Annotated in this window: 21 protein-coding genes; 12 read left to right on the forward strand and 9 right to left on the reverse strand. The window is 65.5% G+C overall.

The features are described 5' to 3' along the window. Window positions 1-136: 136 nt before the first annotated feature. The gene (locus tag ACODS9_RS13740; protein WP_023631363.1) at window positions 137-595 is read left to right on the forward strand and encodes an Lrp/AsnC family transcriptional regulator; all 459 of its coding nucleotides are present in this window, start codon (window positions 137-139) and stop codon (window positions 593-595) included. A gap of 8 nt (window positions 596-603) precedes the next feature. On the opposite strand, the gene ACODS9_RS13745 is transcribed toward ACODS9_RS13740, so the two are convergent. Both ACODS9_RS13745 and ACODS9_RS13750 read right to left on the reverse strand, forming a co-directional pair. Further along, on the reverse strand, window positions 604-1,083 hold the full coding sequence (locus ACODS9_RS13745; protein WP_023631362.1) for an NYN domain-containing protein: 480 nt from the start codon (window positions 1,081-1,083) through the stop codon (window positions 604-606). Between the two features lie 108 nt (window positions 1,084-1,191). Continuing rightward, on the reverse strand, window positions 1,192-1,926 hold the full coding sequence (locus ACODS9_RS13750) for a DUF2076 domain-containing protein (RefSeq protein WP_489094059.1): 735 nt from the start codon (window positions 1,924-1,926) through the stop codon (window positions 1,192-1,194). 157 nt (window positions 1,927-2,083) lie between these two features. Here ACODS9_RS13750 and ACODS9_RS13755 point away from each other — a divergent pair, with 157 nt between their 5' ends. Continuing rightward, window positions 2,084-2,740: a YciC family protein gene (locus ACODS9_RS13755; RefSeq protein ID WP_401109826.1), complete on the forward strand. Its 657-nt coding sequence runs from the start codon at window positions 2,084-2,086 to the stop codon at window positions 2,738-2,740. 107 nt (window positions 2,741-2,847) lie between these two features. Then, window positions 2,848-3,339 carry a hypothetical protein gene (locus ACODS9_RS13760; protein WP_489094060.1) on the forward strand — a complete coding sequence of 164 codons (492 nt, stop codon included), beginning with the start codon at window positions 2,848-2,850 and terminating at the stop codon, window positions 3,337-3,339. On the opposite strand, the gene hrpB is transcribed toward ACODS9_RS13760, so the two are convergent. Continuing rightward, a complete protein-coding gene (gene hrpB, locus ACODS9_RS13765; RefSeq protein WP_489094061.1) occupies window positions 3,336-5,864 on the reverse strand; it encodes an ATP-dependent helicase HrpB in 2,529 nt (842 codons plus the stop codon). The genes ACODS9_RS13760 and hrpB overlap by 4 nt on opposite strands. 119 nt (window positions 5,865-5,983) lie before the next feature. Between hrpB and ACODS9_RS13770 the strand changes: the two genes are divergently transcribed. Further along, window positions 5,984-6,403, forward strand: a complete 420-nt coding sequence (locus ACODS9_RS13770; RefSeq protein WP_401109818.1) for a polyribonucleotide nucleotidyltransferase — start codon at window positions 5,984-5,986, stop codon at window positions 6,401-6,403. 25 nt (window positions 6,404-6,428) lie between these two features. Further along, window positions 6,429-7,298 carry a cation diffusion facilitator family transporter gene (locus tag ACODS9_RS13775; protein ID WP_489094062.1) on the forward strand — a complete coding sequence of 290 codons (870 nt, stop codon included), beginning with the start codon at window positions 6,429-6,431 and terminating at the stop codon, window positions 7,296-7,298. A gap of 21 nt (window positions 7,299-7,319) precedes the next feature. On the opposite strand, the gene ACODS9_RS13780 is transcribed toward ACODS9_RS13775, so the two are convergent. Both ACODS9_RS13780 and ACODS9_RS13785 read right to left on the reverse strand, forming a co-directional pair. Further along, the gene (locus ACODS9_RS13780; RefSeq protein ID WP_489094063.1) at window positions 7,320-8,153 is read right to left on the reverse strand and encodes a DUF6515 family protein; all 834 of its coding nucleotides are present in this window, start codon (window positions 8,151-8,153) and stop codon (window positions 7,320-7,322) included. An 85-nt stretch (window positions 8,154-8,238) separates the two neighbouring features. Then, window positions 8,239-8,823, reverse strand: coding sequence for a TetR/AcrR family transcriptional regulator (locus tag ACODS9_RS13785; protein ID WP_489094064.1), 585 nt, complete (start codon window positions 8,821-8,823; stop codon window positions 8,239-8,241). Between the two features lie 133 nt (window positions 8,824-8,956). On the opposite strand from ACODS9_RS13785, the gene ACODS9_RS13790 reads away from it, so the two are divergent. The 3 genes from ACODS9_RS13790 (at window position 8,957) to ACODS9_RS13800 (ending at window position 11,208) form a co-directional block, all read left to right on the forward strand. Beyond that, a complete protein-coding gene (locus ACODS9_RS13790; protein WP_489094065.1) occupies window positions 8,957-10,162 on the forward strand; it encodes an MFS transporter in 1,206 nt (401 codons plus the stop codon). A gap of 312 nt (window positions 10,163-10,474) precedes the next feature. After that, window positions 10,475-10,951, forward strand: coding sequence for an Lrp/AsnC family transcriptional regulator (locus tag ACODS9_RS13795; RefSeq protein ID WP_011535815.1), 477 nt, complete (start codon window positions 10,475-10,477; stop codon window positions 10,949-10,951). A gap of 53 nt (window positions 10,952-11,004) precedes the next feature. Continuing rightward, window positions 11,005-11,208: a DUF2788 domain-containing protein gene (locus tag ACODS9_RS13800; RefSeq protein WP_023631482.1), complete on the forward strand. Its 204-nt coding sequence runs from the start codon at window positions 11,005-11,007 to the stop codon at window positions 11,206-11,208. Between the two features lie 21 nt (window positions 11,209-11,229). Here ACODS9_RS13800 and ACODS9_RS13805 read toward each other — a convergent pair whose 3' ends face one another. The 4 genes from ACODS9_RS13805 to ACODS9_RS13820 all read right to left on the reverse strand — a co-directional run bounded on the left by ACODS9_RS13805 (window position 11,230) and on the right by ACODS9_RS13820 (window position 17,151). Continuing rightward, window positions 11,230-11,859 (reverse strand): pseudouridine synthase, encoded by a 630-nt coding sequence (locus tag ACODS9_RS13805; protein ID WP_489094066.1) that lies wholly within the window; start codon window positions 11,857-11,859, stop codon window positions 11,230-11,232. A gap of 6 nt (window positions 11,860-11,865) precedes the next feature. Continuing rightward, a complete protein-coding gene (amn, locus tag ACODS9_RS13810) occupies window positions 11,866-13,329 on the reverse strand; it encodes an AMP nucleosidase (protein ID WP_023632409.1) in 1,464 nt (487 codons plus the stop codon). Between the two features lie 77 nt (window positions 13,330-13,406). Continuing rightward, window positions 13,407-15,059, reverse strand: coding sequence for an acyl-CoA dehydrogenase family protein (locus tag ACODS9_RS13815; protein WP_489094067.1), 1,653 nt, complete (start codon window positions 15,057-15,059; stop codon window positions 13,407-13,409). Window positions 15,060-15,159: 100 nt separating this feature from the next. After that, a complete protein-coding gene (locus tag ACODS9_RS13820; RefSeq protein ID WP_489094068.1) occupies window positions 15,160-17,151 on the reverse strand; it encodes a sensor histidine kinase in 1,992 nt (663 codons plus the stop codon). 265 nt (window positions 17,152-17,416) lie between these two features. Between ACODS9_RS13820 and ACODS9_RS13825 the strand changes: the two genes are divergently transcribed. From ACODS9_RS13825 to ACODS9_RS13840, 4 genes are all read left to right on the forward strand, one after another. Beyond that, window positions 17,417-18,214, forward strand: coding sequence for a hydroxymethylpyrimidine/phosphomethylpyrimidine kinase (locus tag ACODS9_RS13825; protein ID WP_401109791.1), 798 nt, complete (start codon window positions 17,417-17,419; stop codon window positions 18,212-18,214). 14 nt (window positions 18,215-18,228) lie between these two features. Beyond that, window positions 18,229-18,852, forward strand: coding sequence for a thiamine phosphate synthase (gene thiE, locus ACODS9_RS13830; protein WP_489094069.1), 624 nt, complete (start codon window positions 18,229-18,231; stop codon window positions 18,850-18,852). 17 nt (window positions 18,853-18,869) lie between these two features. Beyond that, window positions 18,870-20,153 (forward strand): glutamate-1-semialdehyde 2,1-aminomutase, encoded by a 1,284-nt coding sequence (gene hemL, locus ACODS9_RS13835; RefSeq protein ID WP_038707284.1) that lies wholly within the window; start codon window positions 18,870-18,872, stop codon window positions 20,151-20,153. 199 nt (window positions 20,154-20,352) lie between these two features. After that, window positions 20,353-20,898: a tetratricopeptide repeat protein gene (locus ACODS9_RS13840; protein WP_367857227.1), complete on the forward strand. Its 546-nt coding sequence runs from the start codon at window positions 20,353-20,355 to the stop codon at window positions 20,896-20,898. Window positions 20,899-21,045 lie beyond the last annotated feature (147 nt).

The following is a 21,045-nucleotide window of genomic DNA, read 5'->3' on the forward strand; positions in this document are numbered from 1 at the left end:
CGTTTACGGGTGGATTAGTTTAGAAAGGCCCTAGCGCAAACTTAAGTTACAAAACACGTTTAAAACACCGAAACACTTTGCAATGCACGGTTATGCAGACGCTTCACCGTCGATTGCAAGGTCACCTGGAATCGCCATGGACAAGTACGATCGCATGCTTCTCGCCGCGCTGCTGGAAAACGGCCGGGCCACCTACGCGCAGCTGGCGCGCCAGGTCAATCTCTCCGCCCCGGCGGTGGCCGAGCGGGTGGCCAAGCTGGAGGCCAGCGGTGTTATCAGCGGCTACACGGCCAAGGTCGACCTGGAAAAAATCGGCCTGCCGATCCAGTGCGTGATGGAACTGCGCCTGGCCAGCCATGGCAACCAGCAGGCCTACGAGGCCTTGGAGAAGATCCCTGAACTCACCGAGTGCCACCGGGTGACCGGTGACCCGTGCGTGATCATGCAAGCGGCCGTCACGTCCATGGGCGAGTTGGAGGCGCTGATCAACCGCGTGTCGCAGCTGGGCTTCACCAAGACCTCGATCATCCTGTCCAGCGCGGTGGCACGAAGGGTGCCGCTGGGGCATCTGGGGGGCAACGGCAAAAAAACCTGAGCCTGGGTTCAGTGACGCAGCAGCAGCCTGCCCTCGATCGGCACGTAGCGGCTTGCGGCGCGGATTACCGACAACGCCGTCAACCCCGGCACGCCGTACACGACGGTTTCCACGCCATGGCGTTGCATTGCCCGCTCCAGCAACAGGTCGAAATCACCGTCGCCGGAGGCCAGCACTACCTGGTCGACCCGTGCTGCCGCCTCGATCACATCGAGGGTGATGCCCACGTCCCAGTCACCCTTGGCCGAACCGTCGGCACGCTGGATGAACGGCTTGAGGCGCACCTCGAAACCGAGGTTGCGCAGGATCTGCTGGAACTGCTGCTGCTTGCTGTCGCCGCGGTCGATGGCATAGGCCACCGCTTCGACGATCTGGCCCTCGCGGCTGACGTCGGCCCACAGCGCGGCGTAGTTGAAATGGCAGCCATGGCCTTGGCGAACCGTGTAGTAGAGGTTCTGTACATCGGCGAACAGCGCGATTTTCTTCACCGGGAGCCTCTCTCTGGCGGTGGCAGACAATCGCGGGGCAATCCCGCTCCCACGCTTGCGTAGGAACGGGATTGCCCCGCGATCAGACACTGCAGTATGCCAGAGCCCTCAGACGTAGTCGTCGTCCGAGAAGAAGCCGCCATCGTCGCCGCCGCTGTAGTCGGTATCGGCGAACCCACCCTGGTCATTGCCCCAGCCACCGTTGTCGGCCACCTGGCGCTGACTGTCCTGATCGTTCCAGCCGCCAGCGTCGCTGGCCGGCGCCGGCTCTTCCTTGATCACCTCGACGATTTCTTCAGGCTGCGAGTTGTGGTTGAACAGGCTGCTGATACCTTGGGCCAGCAGCACGCCACCAGCCACTCCCGCAGCAGTCTGCATTGCCCCGCCGAGGAAGCTGCTGGCACCGCTGCGCGCCGGAGCAGGCGCCGCACCGAAACCCTGTTGCGGTGGTGGCGGGGAATAAGCCTGCGGCGCTGGCTCACGCCAGCCTCCTGTGGAAGTCGAAGCCGCTGCAACCGGCCGCTGCGGCTCCGGGCTGCGCGCTCCCGCGCCGAAGATGCTGGAAAGAAAACCGCCGCCGCTGCCACTGGGGCGGCTTGCCTCCAGTTGCGCCCGCGCTTGCTTGAGCTCGGCCTCGAGCTGCTTGTTCTGTTCGTCCAGGCGCTTGATCGCCGCTTCCTGCACCAGGATCGCCTGGGCCATGTAGTACAGCGCCGCCGGCTGCTGGCGCAGGTGCTCCTCAATCCGCGCCTGGGCCTGGACATCACGCGGCTGGGCCGGGTCTTCGGCTTGCTTGAGACGGCCGAACAGGCCATCGATCAGGGTTTGTTCTTCAGTGTTCATCGGGGCAACCTCGTGCGCTGAACAGGGCATCGGACAGCGTCAAAGATGGGGGGCCGGGCGCGGCGATTCAATTGCCCCGGCCATGAAACTTTTTTCAGCAAGCGGGCGGTCTGGGCTAAAGTTACGCCCTGCTTTTTCCGCCATGCGATGTTGACCGATGAATCCGTTGAGCGTTCTGCGCGACTCCCTGTACTTCTTCCGCCGTCACCTGACGAGCATCCTCCAGCTGTGCCTGCCGTTGGTGGTACTCGAGGCCCTCGGCACCCAGCTGCTCTACAACCAGCTGGGCGAACAGGCCTCGCCGGCCTACGGCATGCTGGTCAGCCTGCTGTTCTATCCGCTTTACAGCGCCGCGCTGATCCTCTACCTCGACACCCGCAGCAATGGCCAGGACACCGCCAAGCGCGACCTGTTCGCCCGCGCCCTGCAGCTATGGCCGATGCTGGCCCTGCTGATCGTGATCAGCTCGCTGCTGATCATGGCGGGCCTGGCGCTGTTCATCTTCCCCGGCGTGTGGATCATGGTGAACCTGGTGTTCGCCGAGTACCTGCTGGTGCTGCGCGGCCTGCCGGTGATCGAGGCGATGCGCACCAGCGCGCGCATGACCACCGGGCACTTCCTGCGCATCATGGTGTGCATGCTCTCGGTGCTGGCACCGCTGTGGCTGATCGACGGCCTGCTGCTGCAGCTGTTCCCTGAACCCCAGGCCGGTGTGCAACTGGCATTGGACAGCCTCAGCGGCTTCCTGCAGCTGTTCAGCACTGTGGTGCTGTACCGCTTGTTCATGCTGCTGGATGGTGAAGCGGGCGCCTGACGCCAGCGAGGAACCCCTTCAGTCTGCCCCTCTCGCCTGCGCAGGCCTACCGTGAGTTGCGCCCCTTTACCGGAAGGCGCAATTCACTTTGCCTTCAGGAGAATGCCATGAGCGCAGATCAACCTGCCAAGCCGTGGGCAGACGGCCAATCATTTCTTGCAACGATCCACCTTTGGAAAAATGGAAGATGGGCACCTGTCCATATCCATGCAAACCACTACGATTTCAGCTTCGACGTGAATGTGCGAAATGACACGGGCTGGCTTCAAGTGGGTGGTGACGAGCAGGCAGAAGTCTTTCTGTTCCGTTACCACTCCAAAGGCCCCGACCGCCTGCACTTCCTGATTTCATCGGCAATCAACAGCGCACGGCAGTTGGCTACCGACTCCAGTGGACATTTGGGCCTTTACACCAAGACCACCGCAGCAGATTTCTGGAAGCTGCAACCTTTGACCTGGAGCAGCGATCAAGTGCGCTGCCGGTTCCGTGACAACCTGGGCCACCAGGTCAAGACCGTTGCCGGTGACAAGCCCAACAGTCATTACCTGACAACTGGCGACGGTGAAATACATGAGTACCTGATAGAACGAACACTCTAGGCTTTCCTGGGTTTGGCCCGCGCCGTAGCCTCGGCCACCAGCGGGTCTTCCGGCCAGTAGTGCTTGGGATAGCGCCCTTTCAGGTCCTTCTTCACCTCGGCGTAGGTGGTGCGCCAGAAGTTGGCCAGGTCCTGGGTCACTTGCACAGGCCGACGTGCTGGCGACAGCAGGTGCAGCTTGACCTGCTGCCGCCCATTGGCGATGCGTGGAGTATCGGCCAGGCCGAACAGCTCCTGCAGGCGCACGGCCAGGATCGGCGGTTGCTCGCTATAGTCCAGGCGGATGCTTGAGCCCGAAGGCACGGCCAGGTGCGACGGTGCGAGCTCGTCCAGGCGCTGGGGCAGCGGCCAAGGCAGCAGGTTACGCAGGATCGAGGACAGATCCAGGTTGGCGAAATGGCTCAGCCGCGACACCTTGCCCAGGTAGGGTTGCAGCCAGTTTTCCAGGCTGGCCAGCAAGGCGTCGTCGCCCAGATCGGGCCACTCGCTGTGGCCGTCCTTTTCCAGATCCAGCTGACGCAGCAGCGCGACGCGGGCCTGCCACTGGCGCAGTTCCGGGGTCCAGGTCAGCAGGTTCAGGCCTTTGCGCCGAACCAGGCCGAGCAACGCCTTGGCCCGCGCCTCGTCGTCCAGCCCTGGCAACGGTTCACGGCTGAGCACCAGCTCGCCGACCTTGCGCTGGCGCTCGGCGCGCAACACCTGTTCGCGTTCGTCCCAGTCGAGTAGGTCGAGTTGCTCGACCTGCTCGGCCAGCACTCCGTCGAACAAAGCCGGGTCGAACTCTGCCGCCAGGTAGATGCGTTCCTCGCGCTGCCCCTGCCGGCTGCCCAGGTCGGCAATCACCAGCCACGGACTTTTCATCAGCACATCGGCTTCGGCGAACAGCGCCGCCCGGCCATTGGCCAGGCGGTACTCGCCGCCGCCTTCGCGGCGCTGTTGCGCCACCCGGTCGGGGTAGGCCAGCGCCAGCACCGCGCCCAGCCAGCGTGGATGGTCGGGGTCGGCGACCGGGCTGCGCGGTTTGCCACGCAGCTGACCACGGTATTGCCGGGCCAACTGCCGCGCACGCTGCACACCGCCCTGCCCACCTCGCGCGGCCCGGCTTTCACCGCTGAGCAAAGCCAGCCGGCTGTGCAGATCAGCACCGCCGCCGCGCAGGATGTCGCGCTCGCCCAGCAACGCTGCGACATCGCACGCCAGGTCGGCCAACCCGAGATCCTGACCGCGCAGCAGCAAATGGGCGATGCGTGGATGCGCAGGCAGCTCGGCCATGGCCTGGCCATGGGCGCTCAGATTGTCGCGGCAACCTGGCTTGAAGGCGCCGAGCCGGGTCAGCAGGTCCTGGGCTTGGCCATAGGCGGCCGTCGGTGGCTGATCGAGCCAGCCGAGCTGCTCCGGCGGCACTCCCCAACGCGCCAGCTGCAGGGCGAGTCCGGCCAGATCGGCCTGGAGGATCTCGGCACTGCCGTGTGCCGCCAACTGGTCATGCTGCGCCTCGGACCACAGCCGATAGCACACGCCAGGCTCGAGGCGCCCGGCACGACCGGCGCGCTGGGTGGCGCTGGCCCGGGAGATGCGCTGGGTGTCCAGGCGGGTCATGCCGCTGCCGGGGTCGAAGCGTGGCACCCGCGCAAGACCCGCGTCGATCACCACGCGCACACCGTCGATGGTCAGGCTGGTTTCGGCAATGTTGGTGGCCAGCACCACTTTGCGCTGGCCCTTGGGCGCCGGCTCGATGGCGGCGCGCTGGGCGCTCAGCTCAAGCTCGCCGTGCAGCGGGCAGAGCAGGATCTGCGGACGCTCGCCCACGGCCTCCTGCAGAGCCTGGTGCACGCGGCGGATTTCGGCCTGCCCGGGGAGGAACACCAACAGACTGCCGGGTTCGTCGGCCAGGGCCTGGAGCACGCAGTCGACCACGCGCGGCTCGACGAACTCGCCAGGCTGGAACGGCCGGCTCCAGCGGATATCCACCGGGTGCATGCGCCCCTGGCTGCTGATGATCGGTGCATCGTCGAGCAGGCGCGACAGGCGCTCCCCCTCCAAGGTCGCCGACATGAGCAGAATCTTCAGCGGCGGCTCGTCACGCAGCAACGCCCGACCGTTGAGGCTCAGGGCCAAGGCCAGGTCGGCATCCAGGCTGCGCTCGTGGAACTCGTCGAAGATCACCAGGCCCACGCCTTCAAGTGCAGGATCGCTTTGCAGGCGGCGAGTAAGGATGCCTTCAGTGACCACTTCGATGCGCGTTGCCGGGCCGACCTTGCTGTCGAGGCGGATGCGATAACCCACGGTTTCGCCGACCTTCTCGCCCAGCTCGCTGGCCAGGCGTTCGGCGGCGGCGCGGGCGGCCAGGCGCCGCGGCTCGAGCATGAGGATGGTCTGCCCGGCCAGCCAGGGCTCGTCGAGCAGCGCCAGCGGTACGCGGGTGGTCTTGCCGGCGCCGGGTGGCGCCTCGAGCACCGCTTCGTCACGTTCGGCCAGGGCCTGGCGCAGGTCGGACAGTACGGCATCGATCGGTAATGAAATCATGGTGGTCCTCGAACAATCGTCCGAGTATAACGGCGAACCGAGGCTGCCCTATCATGGTCTTAACCTCAGGCGCCGGCGATTGCCGCGCCCTTGATCGTCGTTACCTTTCGGAGATTCACATGCGCATCCCTTCCCGCGTCATCGGTGGCGCCCTCATCGCCACCTTGCTGACCCAGCTGACGGCCTGCGGCACCCTGTTCTACCCTGACCGTCGCGGCCAGATCGAAGGCAAGATCGACCCTGTGGTAGCGGCCATGGATGCCATCGGTATTCTCTTCTACGTGCTCCCCGGCCTGATCGCCTTCGGTATCGACTTCGCCACCGGCGCCATCTACTACCCTGGCGGCAAGAATGCGCAGATCGACCCGGCCAAGCTCAAGCCGGCGATCAATGCCGACGGCCAGGTCGACAGGGCCAAGCTGCAGGCTATCCTGGAGAGCGAACTGGGCCAGCGCCTGCCATTGAACGACCCACGGCTGATCCAGCACCGTGGCAGTGTCGAACAACTGGCCAGCTATGGCCTGGTGCCCGCCGCCTGATCCGACCACGGACGATCCTCAGCGCATGACCGTCACCGCCGAACACCAACGCCTGCTGCGCCTGGCCACCCGTGCTTCGCTGAGCGTCGCCTGCATACTGGTGCTGAGCAAGGCCGTGGCCTGGTGGCTGAGCGGCTCGGTCAGCCTGCTGGCCGGGCTGACCGACTCGGCGCTGGATGCCGCCGCCTCCTTTCTCAACCTGCTGGCCGTTCACTACGCCTTGCGCCCCGCCGACGATGACCACCGCTTCGGTCATGGCAAGGCCGAAGCCCTGGCCGGCATGGCCCAGGCGCTGTTCATCGGGGTCAGCGCAGTGCTGATCGGGGTCCAGGCGGTTGATCGGCTGAAGTCGCCAGAGCCTTTGGGCGATACCGCTGCCGGCATCACGGTGATGCTGCTGTCGCTGGTGCTTACCCTCGCATTGCTGGCATTCCAGCGCAAAGTCATCCGCGCGACCGGCTCCACGGCCGTGCGCGCCGACTCGCTGCACTACCGCTCCGACCTGCTGCTCAACGCCAGCATCCTCCTGGCGCTGCTGCTGGCCCGCTTCGGCTGGCCGCAGCTCGATGCCCTGTTCGGCCTGGGCATCGCCCTGTACATCCTTTGGAGCGCGCTGCAGATCGCCCGCGAGAGCACGGCGATCCTGATGGACAAGGAGCTGCCTGCCGATGTCGGCGAGCGCATGCTCGAAGTGGTGCTCGCGATTCCCGGGGTAATGGGGGTGCATGACCTGCGCACGCGGGTGTCCGGCAGCCAGTGGTTCGTGCAACTGCATCTCGAGTTGCCTGGCGAAATGCCGCTGCACGCCGCCCATGAGTTGTGCGTGCAGGCTTCGCAGGTCATTCGCCAGCGCTATCCGCGGGCCGATGTGATGGTTCACGCCGACCCGGTGTAGCCCGCCATCGCGAATGCCCCGTCAATTGACGCTGTAGCCGCGCCCGCTCAGGCACGCCCCCAATGCGCGCCTATAGTTGTCCGCCACATTGGCCGGCGGCGCATAGGTCGCCGTCGCCGGATCGAACCCCGACTGGCTCACCGCCCAACGGTGGCACTGGTAGCGGTCCTGCTCCTGCTGCTCCGGCCCCTGGCCGTACATCGGGTAGGCGATCACGTCATAGCCTGCGCCCTGCTGCTGCGGTGCGGGCGCAACGCTGGGCGGGTTGACCACCACGTACTCGCGGCTGTCGGCGAGGTACTGGTAGTAGGTGTCGGCCACCAGGAAGAACAACGCACCACTCAACCACACCTCGCGGGCATAGGGCGGCAGATAGCCGACCCGCACACCGTAAGGCGGCGTGACCACCACGTAGCCGCCGCCATGGGGCCGGTACCAATAACCGCCGGAGTAGAAATAGTCCTGTCCACGATAAGGCACCTTCCAGTAGCGGTCCGGGAAGCGATCGACAGTGTGCCCGGGGTGATACTGCGGCCCTGGCCCCCAGCCATTGCCATGACCATCAGGCCGTCCCGACCAATCGCCGCCCGGGCGCTGACCCGGACCACCCGCCTCCCAGTGACGGTTGTCACCGTAACGCCGGGGAATGTCCTGGTAGTAGCCCTGGCGCGGCGGTTGCGTCTGGCGTACTTCGTCACGTGAGTTGAGCGGCGATCCGCGCCGTTCACCACCGCCCTGCTCCTGCTGGCTGCCATGACCGTCATGCCCGTCTCCTGGGCCCTCGGCCAGAGCGCCCAGGCTGATGCCCAGGCCCAGCAAACCAACACCTGCCAACCGCCAGATGCGCGAACTCATGTTGTTCCTCTCGATGAAAACGCCTGCCTTTACCGTTCGCAGTCTACTGCGCAGACCACGACCGGCAGATGAAATAGCCGACAGACTAGCGCGCCAGCAAGCCACGCAGCAGCAACTCCAGGGCAACCAGGGCCTGGCCGAGCCGGGTATCGCCGTCCTCCGCCTGGGCTATCCAGACCGCCGCCTCCGACAGGCTGCCATGCACCAGCGTCGCCAACGCCCAAGCATCCGCTTCGGCAACCACGCCCTGCTGGACCAGCCCGCTGAGCATCCGCTGCAGTGATGCGATGCAATGCTGCTGCGCCTCAGGCGAGGCCGCACCCAGGACGGCGCGCGCGTCACGCAGGACAATGCGCTGGATCTCCGGCTCGCGGGCCATGCGCAGATAGGCCTCGCAACGCTGGCAGAAGCCTTGCCAGGGGTCATCGCAGGATGCCGAGATGGCCAGCAGACGTGCATCCATCTCACCATCGATCTGTGCCACCACGGCCGCCAGCAGGCCCTGCTTGTCGCCGAAATGGTGGTAGAGCGCACCTCGGGTAAGCCCGGCGCGAGCGGTCAGGTCATCCATGGACGCCTGTGCGTACCCTTGTTCGCTGAAGACCTGGCGGGCCATTGCCAGCAAGGCGGCGCGGGTTTCTTCCATCTCGGCGCGGGTGCGACGAGCCATGGCCTCTCCTTTACGTACAATCCGTATGAATATTTACATTCAGCTCGTATGAATATTTAATCATACGCACTGTACGTATTATCCACGCCCTGCCTTGCCGCCAGCAAGCGGGCCGCCTCACGGAGGAAGCGAAATGCCCAACCCTTATGCACACTTGTTCGTCCCGACCGGCACCCTCGGGTTCACCTTGGCCGGCCTGCTGGCCCGCCTGCCGTTGCCCATGACCGGTATCGGCATCATCACGCTGGTGGCGCAATGGCGCGGCAGCTATGCCTTGGCCGGGGCGGTGTCGGCCTGCTTCGTGCTTACCTATGCCCTGTTGTCGCCACAGGTATCACGCCTGGTGGATCGCCTGGGCCAGCGCCGCGTGCTGCCGCCGGCCAGCCTGCTGAGCGTGCTCGGGCTGCTGCTGATGGCTGCCTGCGCCTGGTGGCGTAGCGCCGACTGGCTGCTGTTCGTCGCCGCCCTGCTGGCCGGCTGCATGCCGAGCATGTCAGCGATGGTCCGGGCGCGCTGGACCCACCTGTACCGCGGCCAGCCGCAACTGCAGACTGCCTACTCGCTGGAAACCGTGCTCGATGAAGTCAGCTTCATTGCCGGTCCACCGCTGGCCGTCGGGCTCAGCGTGGCGCTGTGGCCCCAGACCGGGTTGCTGGCCGCTGCCGCGTTACTGCTGCTGGGTACCCTGGCGTTGACCCTGCAGACCGGCAGCGAACCACCGGTGGCCCCTGCCGAAACCTCGTCCAGACGTGACCTGCCGGCATGGCGATGCGCAGGGGTGCCTCAGCTGACGCTGCTGATGGTGGCAATGGGCATGATCGTCGGCACCGTGGACATCGTCAGCGTCGCCTTCGCCAGCGAACAAGGGCAACCGGCTGCCGCCAGCCTGGTGTTGTCGGCCTATGCCGTGGGCTCCTGCGTTTCCGGGCTGCTGTTCGGCACCCTGCGCTGGCGGATGTCGCTGCCCCGTCAGTTGCTGGTCGGCGCACTGGCCACCACCCTCAGCACCCTGCCGCTGCTCCTGGTCGGCAATATCGCCCTGCTCGCGGCGGCAGTGTTACTGGCCGGGATGTTCTTCGCCCCGACCATGATCGTGGCCATGGCCCTGGTCGAGCGCAGCGTGCCAGAGCGCCAGCTGACCGAGGGCCTGACCTGGCTGCTCGCCGGGCTGAATGTCGGCGTGGCCATCGGCGCGGCAGGTGCCGGCCAATGGGTGGACGCCACGACAGCGCGCAGCGGCTTCATGATTGCCGTGATCGGCGGCTTGCTGGTGCTGCTGGCGGCGCTCGCCGTGGCGGGTCGTCGCCAGGCCAGGCCTGTGCAATCTTCAGCACAATAAAAAAGGGAGGCCTTGCGGCCTCCCTTCGGGAATTGTCGTCCGTGCTCGGCACTTGTGGCACCGGCTCACCTCGCGCCGTCTTCTGGACAGTGCGTAGCCCGGGGGCCTGGCGGATCCTGTTGGATGGCTGGCCGCGACCGCCCGCCTAGGGCGCGTCGCCGTGGACTGATGTCCGGGCAATGATTCTGTTGATAAAGATAGGGCAGACGCTGGGGCAGAGGATTGCGAAGATTGCTCTGATAAATAGGGCTTGCGCAATTTTTCACTCAGGATCGATAATTCGCCGCAATCTGAACAGAAAAGGCCCTTTCCATGAGCAAGCTCGACCGCTACGACCTGAGCATCCTCGCTGAATTGCAGCGCGATGCGCGCATCTCCAACCAGGAACTGGCCGAGCGCATCGGCTTGTCGCCGTCACCCTGCTCACGTCGGGTCAAGCAGCTCGAGGACGACGGTTATATCTCGCGCCAGGTAGCGCTGCTGGATCGCAAGAAACTCGGCCTGAGCCTTACGGCCTATGTGCTGATCGGCATGGACCGGCACACCCCCGAACGCTTCGAAACCTTCGAGGCGGCGATCCGCAGCCTGCCCCAGGTCCTCGAGTGCAGTCTGGTCACCGGAATGGACGCCGACTACCAGCTCAAGGTGGTGGTGCCGGACATGGACCATTACCAGAAACTGCTGCTGGGCAGCCTGACCCGTATCGAAGGGGTGACCAGTGTGCGCTCCAGCTTCGTGCTCAACCAGGTACTGGCCAGCACTGAGCTGCCATTGACCCACCTTCGTTGAATCCCTGCGCGCCCGGCGTATGATCGGGCTTTGTGCTTGCCTGGAGTAAACCGATGGATCCCGCCGTATTCGAAGAATGGATGATGATCATCCTCGTCACCGTGCTGATCGCCTTCATGGGCTTCATCGTCTGGGACCTGGCGAAGAAGTCCAAGGCCGGCCGCTTCGGCACGCTGATCCTGTTCTTCGTGCTAGGCCTTGGCGTGCTGGCGTTCATCATTAAAAGCGTGGTGGTGGGGTTCCTGGAAGGGGTCTGACAACCCCACCTGGGGCGGCGACTACAGCTTCGCCGCCACTTCCCGCCAACATCCCTGCTGCAACCCTTCGATCGTCCAGTCACCGATACGCACCCGCACCAGACGCAAGGTCGGCAGCCCCACCGCCGCCGTCATCCGCCGCACCTGGCGGTTGCGCCCTTCACGGATCACCAGCTCCAGCCAGGCAGTCGGCACGCTCTTGCGAAAACGTACCGGCGGATTGCGCGGCCACAACTCGGGTTCCTCGAGCAGGCGTGCCTGCGCCGGTAGCGTGGGCCCGTCGTTGAGTTCGACGCCCTCGCGCAGGCGCTGTAGCTGCTCCTCGCTCGGCTCGCCCTCCACCTGCACCCAGTAGGTCTTGGCCAGCTTGTGCCTGGGGTCGGCGATCCGCGCCTGCAGGCGCCCATCGTTGGTCAGCAGCAGCAGGCCTTCGCTGTCGCGGTCCAGGCGCCCGGCCGGGTAGATGCCGGGGATGTCGATGAAATCCTTGAGCGTGGCGCGCCCCTCACCGTCGCTGAACTGGGTGAGCACATCGAACGGTTTGTTGAACAGGATCAGGCGCGGCTCGGCCGGCGGCGCCTTGGGCTGGCGACGCGGGCCGGTGGGTCGCGCCGCAGGGCGACGCGGGGTGCTACGGGGTGGCAGGGGCATGAATCCTCAGCGGAACGGCGGCTCATCGAAGCTGCGCAGTTTACGCGAGTGCAGCGAGTTGAGCTCGGTGCGCAGCAGGTCGAGGGCGGCGATACCTATCTTCAGGTGCTGGCTGACCGCGCGGTTGTAGAAGGCGTTGGCCGACCCCGGCAGTTTGATCTCGCTGTGCAGCGGCTTGTCGGAGACGCACAGCAAGGTGCCGTAGGGGACGCGCAGGCGATAGCCCTGGGCGGCGATGGTACCGCTTTCCATGTCCACTGCCACGGCACGGGACAGGTTGATAAGCGGGCGCTCCTGGGCCCAGCGCAGCTCCCAGTTGCGATCGTCGTAGGTGAGCACGGTGCCGGTACGCAGGCGCTTCTTGAGCTGCTCGCCACGCTCGCCAGTGACCTGCGCGGCCGCCTCCTGCAACGCCAGCTGCACCTCGGCCAGGGCCGGGATCGGGATGTTCGGCGGCACTACCCGGTCGAGGATGCCGTCGCGGCGCATGTAGGCGTGGGCCAGCACATAGTCGCCGATGGTCTGCGACTGGCGCAGGCCGCCGCAGTGGCCGATCATCAGCCAGCAGTGCGGACGCAGCACCGCCAGGTGGTCGGTGATGTTCTTGGCGTTGGACGGGCCGACGCCGATGTTGACCAGGGTCACGCCATCGCCGTCGGCGGCAATCAGGTGGTAGGCCGGCATCTGGTAGCGGTGCCAGACCACGCTGGCAACCAGGGCCTGGGCCTCGCCGTTGTCCATGCCCTTCTCGATGACCACGTTGCCCGGCAGGACCATGCGTACGAAGCGTGGATCCTCGCGCAGTTGCTCAAGGCCATGGGCGATGAACTGGTCGACGTAGCGGTGGTAGTTGGTCAGCAGGATCCAGGGCTGCATGTGCCGCCAGTCGCTGCCGGTGTAGTGCACCAGGCGGCGCAGGGAGAAGTCCACGCGGGCGGCGTCGAACAGCGCCAGCGGCAGGGTCTCGGCGCTTTCCCAGTCGTACAGGCCATCGGCAGTGTTGTCGGTGGCCGCCGACAGGTCGGTGCTGGGGAAAACGCGCGCCAGCTGGGCCGCGGTGATGCCGCTGCCCGCCAGCTCATCGCCCTGGTCGACCACGTAGGGGTACGGGATGTTCTGCTCGCTGACGCCGACTTCCACGGTCACTGTGTAGTCGTGCATCAACGGGCGCAGCTGTTCGAGCAGATAGCCACGGAACGCCGCGGGCTGGGTGACGGTGACGCTGTAGGTACCATCCACCTGGACCTTGGCGTAGGCGCGGGTGGTCGCGGCGACTTCGCCCTGGCTGGAATAGATGAGGCGCAGGGCCGGGTAGCGAAACAGCGCGCGTTCTTCGTCACCGGGCTCGGTACGGTCTTTCAGGTAGCGCTTGAGGGCCTGGCTCAGGGCACCGGTGGCCTGTTCATGCAAGGCCGCCAGACGGTCGACGGCCTGTTCGGGGGTATCAACGACTACAAACGCTTGGCTCACGCTGGGCTTCCTGTCTTATGGAATGCATGACCACCATCTTGCCTGCGTTGCAGGGTAAAAACACCCCCGCGATGGCGTTACCCAGCCCACGCCGGCGTGGCCCTGGCCACCAGCGCCGCAGCATCCACCCCGCGCGGCAACGCACCATACACCCGCCCGCCAGCGCCCAGCCGGCTGCCAATGAACGCATCGCTCACCGTGGCGTTGCCCGCCTCCAGCAACAGCTTGGCCTGCAACGCCACGGCGATGTCCTCGGTCAGTTGCCGGGCGCGGTACTGGATATCGCCGGTATCGGCGAAGGCGCCCTTGAGGTTGCCGATGAACGCCGCCAGGCGTGGGTCGCCATGACCATCCCCGAGCTCGGTGAACAGTGCCTCCAGCACACCCGGCTCCTTCGACAAGGCGCGCAGCACGTCCAGACACTGCACATTGCCCGAGCCCTCCCAGGTCGAGTTGACCGGCGCCTCGCGGTACAGCCGCGGGAGGATGCTGTCCTCGACGTAACCGGCGCCGCCCAGGCACTCGGCGGCCTCGTTGATCATCCCGGGGGCGCGCTTGCAGATCCAGTACTTGCCCACGGCCGTCACCAGGCGGGCAAAATGTGCCTGCTGCGGGTCGTCGAGCCGATCAAGCGCCTGGCCCATGCGCAGGCTCAGGGCCAATGCGGCCTCGCTTTCCAGGGCCAGGTCGGCGAGCACGTTCTGCATCAAGGGCTGTTCGGCCAGCACGCGCCCACCGACCTTGCGATGGGCGCAGTGATGCGCGGCCTGGGTCAAGGCCTGGCGCATCAAGGCGCTGGAGCCGACCATGCAATCGAAGCGAGTCATGGCCACCATCTCGATGATGGTCGGCACACCGCGCCCCTCCTCGCCCACCATCCAGGCCAGGGCACCACGGAACTCCACTTCGCTGGAAGCGTTGGAACAGTTGCCGAGCTTGTTCTTCAGGCGCTGGATATAGAACTGGTTGCGGTTGTCGTCAGGGCGGTGGCGCGGCAACAGGAAGCAGCTCAGGCCCTTGTCGGTCTGCGCCAGGGTAAGGAAGGCATCGCACATGGGCGCCGAGCAGAACCATTTATGCCCCACCAGTTCATAGGGCTGGCCCGGCCCAGGCGTGCCGACCGGGTAAGCGCGGGTGGTGTTGGCGCGCACATCGGTACCGCCCTGCTTCTCGGTCATGGCCATGCCGATCGTGACGCCGGCCTTGTGCCGGTCGCCGACATTGCGCGGGTCGTATTCGCGGGCAAGGACCTTGGGCAGCCAGTAGCCGGCCAGCTCGGGCTGCAGGCGCAGGGCCGGCACGGCGGCGAAGGTCATGGTCAGCGGGCAGCCGGTACCGGCTTCGGCCTGGCTGTGCAGGTAGGTCATCGAGGCCCGGGCCACGTGGGCACCGTCTCGTGGCTCCGCCCACGGCAACGAGGGCAGGCCATGCTCGACCGCGGTGCGCATCAACTGGTGATACGCGGGATGGAATTCCACCAGGTCGATGCGGTGACCATAGCGGTCATGACTGCTGAACTCGGGCTTGTGGGCATTGGCCAGGAAACCCGCCGCCATCAGCGGGCCACCGGCCAGGGCGCCGTAGGCGTCGATCCGCGACTCGGCCCAGCCGGCACCGAAGCGCCGCGACCACTCCTGCAAGGGCTGGTCGAGGCGGTAGAGGTTGGCACCGTCGAGGGACGGCGGCTGGTTGGTGACTTCGTGGGTTTCCGCGAACTGGTGCAGGTTCATCGTGGGCCTCCTGGATCCGTTCATGCCTGGATAACCCAGTGAAGCACCGCGGGCCGGTCAGTCAAAGTGACAAAACGGACTACATCGGGGGCACCTCTGTTCAGAAGCGGTCCAGCCTCGAGGCGGCACGCGCCGGTGGAGCCTGCACCTGTGCCACCGTCAGGGGCAGCGTCAGCTCGAATCGACTGCCCAAGCCCTGGGTGGACTCATGGGACAACGTGGCGCCGATCAACTCGCTCAACTGGCGGCAGATGGACAGGCCGATCCCCAATCCGCCATAGCGCCGGGTCATCGAACCGTCCACCTGGAAGAAGCGCTGGTACAGCACCGCCTGGTCCAGATCGTCGAAACCGATGCCACTGTCGCTGACCGTGAGGCTCAGTACCAGGCTGTCAGGTCCGGTACGCCGGCCACGGGCCTGCACGGTAACGCCGCCCTGGTGGGTGAACTTCAGCCCGTTGTCCACCAGGCACGCCAGGCAGCGGGCGAGCTTCTGCGCATCGCCGACCAGGCTGTCGGGCAGGTCGGCGGGGATGTCCAGGCTCAGGTACAGGCCCTTGACCAGCGCCTGGCTGGCATAACCGGCCCGCAGTTCCTGGAGCAGGCGCCGCAGGCTGAACGCCATGCCATGGTTGCGCAGGCGCCCGGCCTGCAGTTCGGTGAGGATGAGGATATCGTCGACCATCGCCATCATGTCCTGGGCCGAACCGGTGGCGGTACGATGGTACTGAGCCTGCTCGGCGCTCATGGGCAGGGTGTGCAGCAGCTCCAGCGAACCGATCACGCCGTTCATCGGCGTGCGCAGTTCGTGGGTCACGGTGGCGAGGAACTCGTCCTTGAGCCGGTTGCTGCGTGCCAGTTGCAGGTTCAACTGCTCAAGGGTGCGCCCGGTGTCGCGCAGGGCCTGGGCCTGCTGCTCACGCAAACTGTTGATGCGGTCGGCCAGGGCCAGCGACAACAGCGCCACCTCCAGCGCAGCGCCCAACTGACTGGCGTACATGGTGATGAACAGGTTGGGCAGGTACCCCAGCACCATCAAGGTGTTGACCAGCCCGCCGACGAGGAAGGCCGTCCAGGCGATGATGAACCAGCGGGCCACGCGCAAGCCGCGCCACCAGGCATACAACCCCGCACTGAAGATGCTCACGGTGAACAACAGCGCCAGCAGCGTGGCCATGCGCAGCGCCACGCCGTAACGCAGGGTCACCGCCAGCACCATCACCAGCGCGCCGCCAGCCATCAACCCCTTCAGCAGGCGGTCGAGCCCACGGCTGAGGTTGCCCAGTTGCAGGAAGTGACGGGCGAACTGGCAGCCGAACAGCCCGGCGGCGCCGATGAAAAATGGCGTGGCGGCGTTGGCCCACCAGGGGCTGTCGGGCCAGAAGTAGGCGATGCCGGCACCATTGACCGAGACCTGATAAAGGCCGAACGAAGCGATGTAGAGGATGTAGTACAGGTAGCTGACATCACGCACGCTGAGGTAGAGGAACAGGTTGTACACCAGCATTACCAGCAGCACGCCGTAGATCATGCCCAGCACATAAAGACGCGTGGGCTGGTCTTCCAGATAGGCCTGGGCCGACCACAATGTCAGCGGCGCCTGGATCGAACCCTGGCTGTGCAGACGCAGATAGGCGGTCGTCGCCTGGCCGGGGCGCAGTGGCAGTTCGAACAGGTAGTTGTTCTGGCGGATCTGCCGGCTGGCATAGGGCAAGGCATCACCCGTGCGCTGGGCCAGCCGATAATTGCCCTGGGCGTCCGGCAGATAGAGTTCCAGATGATCCAGCGGCGGGTAGGCAAGCTCCAGCAACCACTGGCGTGGTGCTGGCGAAGGTGTGGCTGCATAGGTGAGATCGACACGGAGCCAGAAAACGGAGGTCGAATAGCCGGCGTTGAGCACCTCGTCGTGATGGGCATGAAAGCGTCCGGCGAATGCGGCGGTACTGACCTGGGCGATGCTGGCGCTGCCATCGTGGTCTTCATAGACCTGCATGTAGCGGCCCAGCGGCAAGCGCCCGGTGGCGTCGTCGAATTCGACCGCTCCGGCCAGCAGGGGCAAGCAGCCCAGAAGCACAATCAGCAAATAGCGCATACAGCCCCAGCATGGCCTGTCCGGTCGCGTCGCGGTTGCCTCCCTTCCCTTTGAGACGACGTGATCCGGCAGAACCCGTTCATCGAGTTATCCGAGCACTCTAGCATAGCCTCCAGCACTGCTCAGCAGCTACTGAGAATTTCAATGCAGAGGCTCTAGAACGCACGTTTCAGAATATCCAACAAAACCAACCTGACCACTTGATCAGCAATTCTCTCGCCGCGACCGAACCGCACAAAAAGGTTTGGTGATAAGCTCGCCGACCATGAATACCTACAGCTCCCGCCCCGTTGTCCTCTGTCTCTCCGGCCACGACCCCAGTGGTGGCGCCGGGCTGCAGGCAGATATCGAAGCCCTGATCGCCCAGGGTTGTCACGCCGCACCCGCCGTGACCGCCCTGACCGTGCAGGATACCGTCAACGTTTCCGACTTCCGCGTGCTTGACCGTGAGTGGGTGCTGGCCCAGGCCAACGCCGTGCTGGCCGACTCCACGGTAGCCGCAGTGAAGCTGGGCATGCTCGGTTCGATCGAGATGGTCGACACCGTCGCCGAACTGCTGGCCGCCCACCCGCACCTGCCACTGGTCTGCGACCCGGTGCTGCGCGCCGGTGGCGGTGGCCGCCTGGGCAAGGACGAGGTCGGCTACGCGTTGCGCGAACGCCTGCTGCCGCTGGCCACCATCGCCACGCCGAACCTGCCGGAAGCACGCATTCTGGCGGAACTGCCCGAAGGCACTGCGGACGAGTGCGCCGAGAAATTGCTGCCGTTCTGTAGACACCTGTTGATTACCGGCGGTCACGGCGACGAGGTGGAAATCCACAACCGCCTGTACAGCCGCGACGGTCAGCAGCACACCTGGACCTGCCAACGCCTGCCGGGGAGCTACCACGGCTCGGGCTGCACCCTGGCCAGCGCCCTTGCCGGCCGCCTGGCCCTGGGCGAAGCATTGAGCAGCGCCGTGCGCAGCGCCCTGGACTACACCTGGCGCACCCTGCGCGACGCAGAACAGCTGGGCAAGGGCCAGTACGTGCCGCGCCGCCTGCCACTGGATTTCTGTTCCTGACACGAGGCCATCCGATGAAGCTCCGCGGTCTGTACGCGATCACCGACAGCCAGCTGCTGGCCGGCCGTTTCCTCTCCCACGTTGAAGCGGCGCTGGAAGGTGGCGTTCGTCTGTTGCAATACCGCGACAAGAGCGACGACACCGCCCACAGACTGCGCGAGGCCGAAGCGCTGAAGACGCTCTGTGAGCGTTACGGCACCGAGCTGATCATCAACGACGACGCCGAACTGGCTGCCCGCCTGGGTGTTGGCGTGCACCTCGGCCAGACCGATGGCCCGCTCACGCCGGCCCGCGCCCTGCTCGGCCGCCAGGCGATCATCGGCTCGACCTGCCACGCCAGCCTCGAGCTCGCCCAGCAGGCCGCCAAAGAGGGCGCCAGCTATGTCGCCTTCGGTCGCTTCTTCAATTCCGTCACCAAACCGGGCGCGCCCGCCGCCAGCGTCGAGCTGCTGGAGCAGGCCCGCGCCCAGGTCAAGCTGCCGATCGCGGTGATCGGCGGCATCACCCTCGACAACGCCGCCCCGCTGGTCGCCCATGGCGCCGACCTGCTGGCGGTGATCCACGGCCTGTTCGGTGCCGACAGCGCGCAGGAAGTCACCCGCCGCGCCCGCGCCTTCAATGCCCTGTTCGCTTGCTGATTTCGAGAGAAGATCCCATGTCCCGTTCCGAAGCCCTGTTCGCCCAAGCCCAGAAACACATCCCCGGTGGCGTCAACTCGCCGGTGCGCGCCTTCAAGAGCGTCGGCGGCACCCCGCTGTTCTTCAAGCACGCCGAAGGTGCTTACGTCATCGATGAAGACGACAAGCGCTACGTCGACTATGTCGGTTCCTGGGGCCCGATGATCCTCGGCCATGCCCATCCGGACGTGCTGGACTCCGTACGCAAGCAGTTGGAGCACGGTTTGTCCTACGGCGCGCCGACCGCCATGGAAACCGAGATGGCCGACCTGGTCTGCTCGATCGTGCCGTCGATGGAGATGGTGCGCATGGTCAGCTCCGGCACCGAAGCGACCATGAGCGCCATCCGCCTGGCCCGTGGCTACACCGGCCGTGACGCCATCATCAAGTTCGAAGGCTGCTACCACGGTCACTCCGACAGCCTGCTGGTCAAGGCCGGCTCCGGCCTGCTGACCCAGGGCGTGCCAAGCTCGGCCGGGGTGCCGGCAGACTTCGCCAAGCACACCCTGACCCTGCCGTTCAACGACATCGCCGCCGTCGAGAAGACCCTGGCCGACGTCGGCCAGACCGTGGCCTGCATCATCGTCGAGCCGGTGGCCGGCAACATGAACTGCGTGCCGCCGGCGCCGGGCTTCCTCGAAGGCCTGCGCGCATTGTGCGACAAGCACGGCGTGGTACTGATCTTCGACGAGGTGATGACCGGCTTCCGCGTCTCCCTCGGCGGTGCCCAAGGCCACTATGGCATCACCCCCGACCTGTCGACCTTCGGCAAGATCGTCGGCGGCGGCATGCCGGTCGGCTGCTTCGGCGGCAAGCGCGAGATCATGGGCTGCATCGCCCCGCTGGGCCCGGTCTACCAGGCCGGTACCCTGTCGGGCAACCCGTTGGCCATGGCCGCCGGCCTGACTACCCTGAAGCTGATCAGCCGCCCGGGCTTCCATGACGAGCTGAGTGCCTTCACCAGCCGCATGCTCGATGGCCTGCAACAGCGTGCCGACGCTGCGGGTATCCCGTTCGTAACCACCCAGGCGGGCGCCATGTTCGGCCTGTACTTCAGCGGCGCCGACGATATCGTCACCTTCGACGACGTGATGGCCAGCGATGCCGAACGCTTCAAGCGCTTCTTCCACCTGATGCTCGAAGGCGGCGTGTACCTGGCGCCAAGCGCCTTCGAGGCGGGCTTCACTTCCATCGCCCATGGCGACAAGGAACTGCAGATCACCCTGGATGCGGCCGAGCGGGCATTTGCCAAGCTGAAGTAAGGGTGTTCCTGTCTCGGCCTGATCGCGGGCTTGCCCCACGATCAGGCCGGACCAAGCAAGCCTGTGAACCCCATCACAACCCGCCACGTCCCATCCTGCTGTAGAAATTCGCGTAAATCTTTGTAAGGTAGGCGCTGCTTATCCCATAATGTGCCACCAGAGACATTGGCCGTAGCTTTGCAGAGGTAAGTCGATCCCCATGAACCGCACCGGCCGCGCCCTTACCCTGGGCTGCCTGTTGCTTCTTCAGCCCCTGCTGGCCTTGGCGGAGGGCGGTAATTCGTTGCTGATTCCAACGACGGGCCGCTGCGCCCTCGATACCGCGCCCGAAGACCTGCCCAATGCCCTGAAGGCCTGCGAGCAGACCGCGCAGACAGGGGACGCCGAAGCGCAGTACGAGCTGGGCGAGTTCTACTACAGCGGCACACCGCGTCAACTCGACAACGCGCTCAAATGGTTCGAGAAAGCCTCGCTGCAAGGCCAGGCGCAAGCACAGTACCGCCTCGGCTCGATGTTCTTCCACGGTGAAGGGGTCAAGGCCAACAACGTGCAAGCCTACATCCTGCTCAAGATCGCCGCGGTCAACGGTGCCGAAGACGCCCTGGACATGGCCGACGAAGTCACCGAGCAAATGCCCCGCGACGAGCTCGAACACGCCACCCAGGTACTCGGCCAGATCTTCCGCAAATACCTGCTGGAACTGCAGAACGCCGAAGGACGCACGCCCTTCTCCCCGCTTCCCTGAACCGTTGCCCGGCCCGGCGCTGGCCCCGGCATCATCGATTCGTCAACTTGCCCTGCCATGCTTGACGCACGGATCGGACGCTTCCCAGCGACCCTTGATCGTTTCAGTGCTTTCGCCACTGCCACTCAAGGGTTATTCTTGAGTTCA

The organism is Pseudomonas sp. FG36 (assembly GCF_057809275.1).

Coding starts and splice junctions, on each gene's coding strand:
- hrpB (WP_489094061.1), bottom strand. CDS start 5,864: ATGATTTCATTACCGATCGATGCCGTACTGTCCGACCTGCGCCAGGCC.
- ACODS9_RS13790 (WP_489094065.1), top strand. CDS start 8,957: ATGCCCAACCCTTATGCACACTTGTTCGTCCCGACCGGCACCCTCGGG.
- ACODS9_RS13800 (WP_023631482.1), top strand. CDS start 11,005: ATGGATCCCGCCGTATTCGAAGAATGGATGATGATCATCCTCGTCACC.
- ACODS9_RS13825 (WP_401109791.1), top strand. CDS start 17,417: ATGAATACCTACAGCTCCCGCCCCGTTGTCCTCTGTCTCTCCGGCCAC.
- ACODS9_RS13780 (WP_489094063.1), bottom strand. CDS start 8,153: ATGAGTTCGCGCATCTGGCGGTTGGCAGGTGTTGGTTTGCTGGGCCTG.
- ACODS9_RS13755 (WP_401109826.1), top strand. CDS start 2,084: ATGAATCCGTTGAGCGTTCTGCGCGACTCCCTGTACTTCTTCCGCCGT.
- ACODS9_RS13785 (WP_489094064.1), bottom strand. CDS start 8,823: ATGGCTCGTCGCACCCGCGCCGAGATGGAAGAAACCCGCGCCGCCTTG.
- ACODS9_RS13770 (WP_401109818.1), top strand. CDS start 5,984: ATGCGCATCCCTTCCCGCGTCATCGGTGGCGCCCTCATCGCCACCTTG.
- ACODS9_RS13805 (WP_489094066.1), bottom strand. CDS start 11,859: ATGCCCCTGCCACCCCGTAGCACCCCGCGTCGCCCTGCGGCGCGACCC.
- hemL (WP_038707284.1), top strand. CDS start 18,870: ATGTCCCGTTCCGAAGCCCTGTTCGCCCAAGCCCAGAAACACATCCCC.
- ACODS9_RS13840 (WP_367857227.1), top strand. CDS start 20,353: ATGAACCGCACCGGCCGCGCCCTTACCCTGGGCTGCCTGTTGCTTCTT.
- ACODS9_RS13820 (WP_489094068.1), bottom strand. CDS start 17,151: ATGCGCTATTTGCTGATTGTGCTTCTGGGCTGCTTGCCCCTGCTGGCC.
- ACODS9_RS13750 (WP_489094059.1), bottom strand. CDS start 1,926: ATGAACACTGAAGAACAAACCCTGATCGATGGCCTGTTCGGCCGTCTC.
- thiE (WP_489094069.1), top strand. CDS start 18,229: ATGAAGCTCCGCGGTCTGTACGCGATCACCGACAGCCAGCTGCTGGCC.
- ACODS9_RS13815 (WP_489094067.1), bottom strand. CDS start 15,059: ATGAACCTGCACCAGTTCGCGGAAACCCACGAAGTCACCAACCAGCCG.
- ACODS9_RS13740 (WP_023631363.1), top strand. CDS start 137: ATGGACAAGTACGATCGCATGCTTCTCGCCGCGCTGCTGGAAAACGGC.
- ACODS9_RS13760 (WP_489094060.1), top strand. CDS start 2,848: ATGAGCGCAGATCAACCTGCCAAGCCGTGGGCAGACGGCCAATCATTT.
- ACODS9_RS13775 (WP_489094062.1), top strand. CDS start 6,429: ATGACCGTCACCGCCGAACACCAACGCCTGCTGCGCCTGGCCACCCGT.
- ACODS9_RS13795 (WP_011535815.1), top strand. CDS start 10,475: ATGAGCAAGCTCGACCGCTACGACCTGAGCATCCTCGCTGAATTGCAG.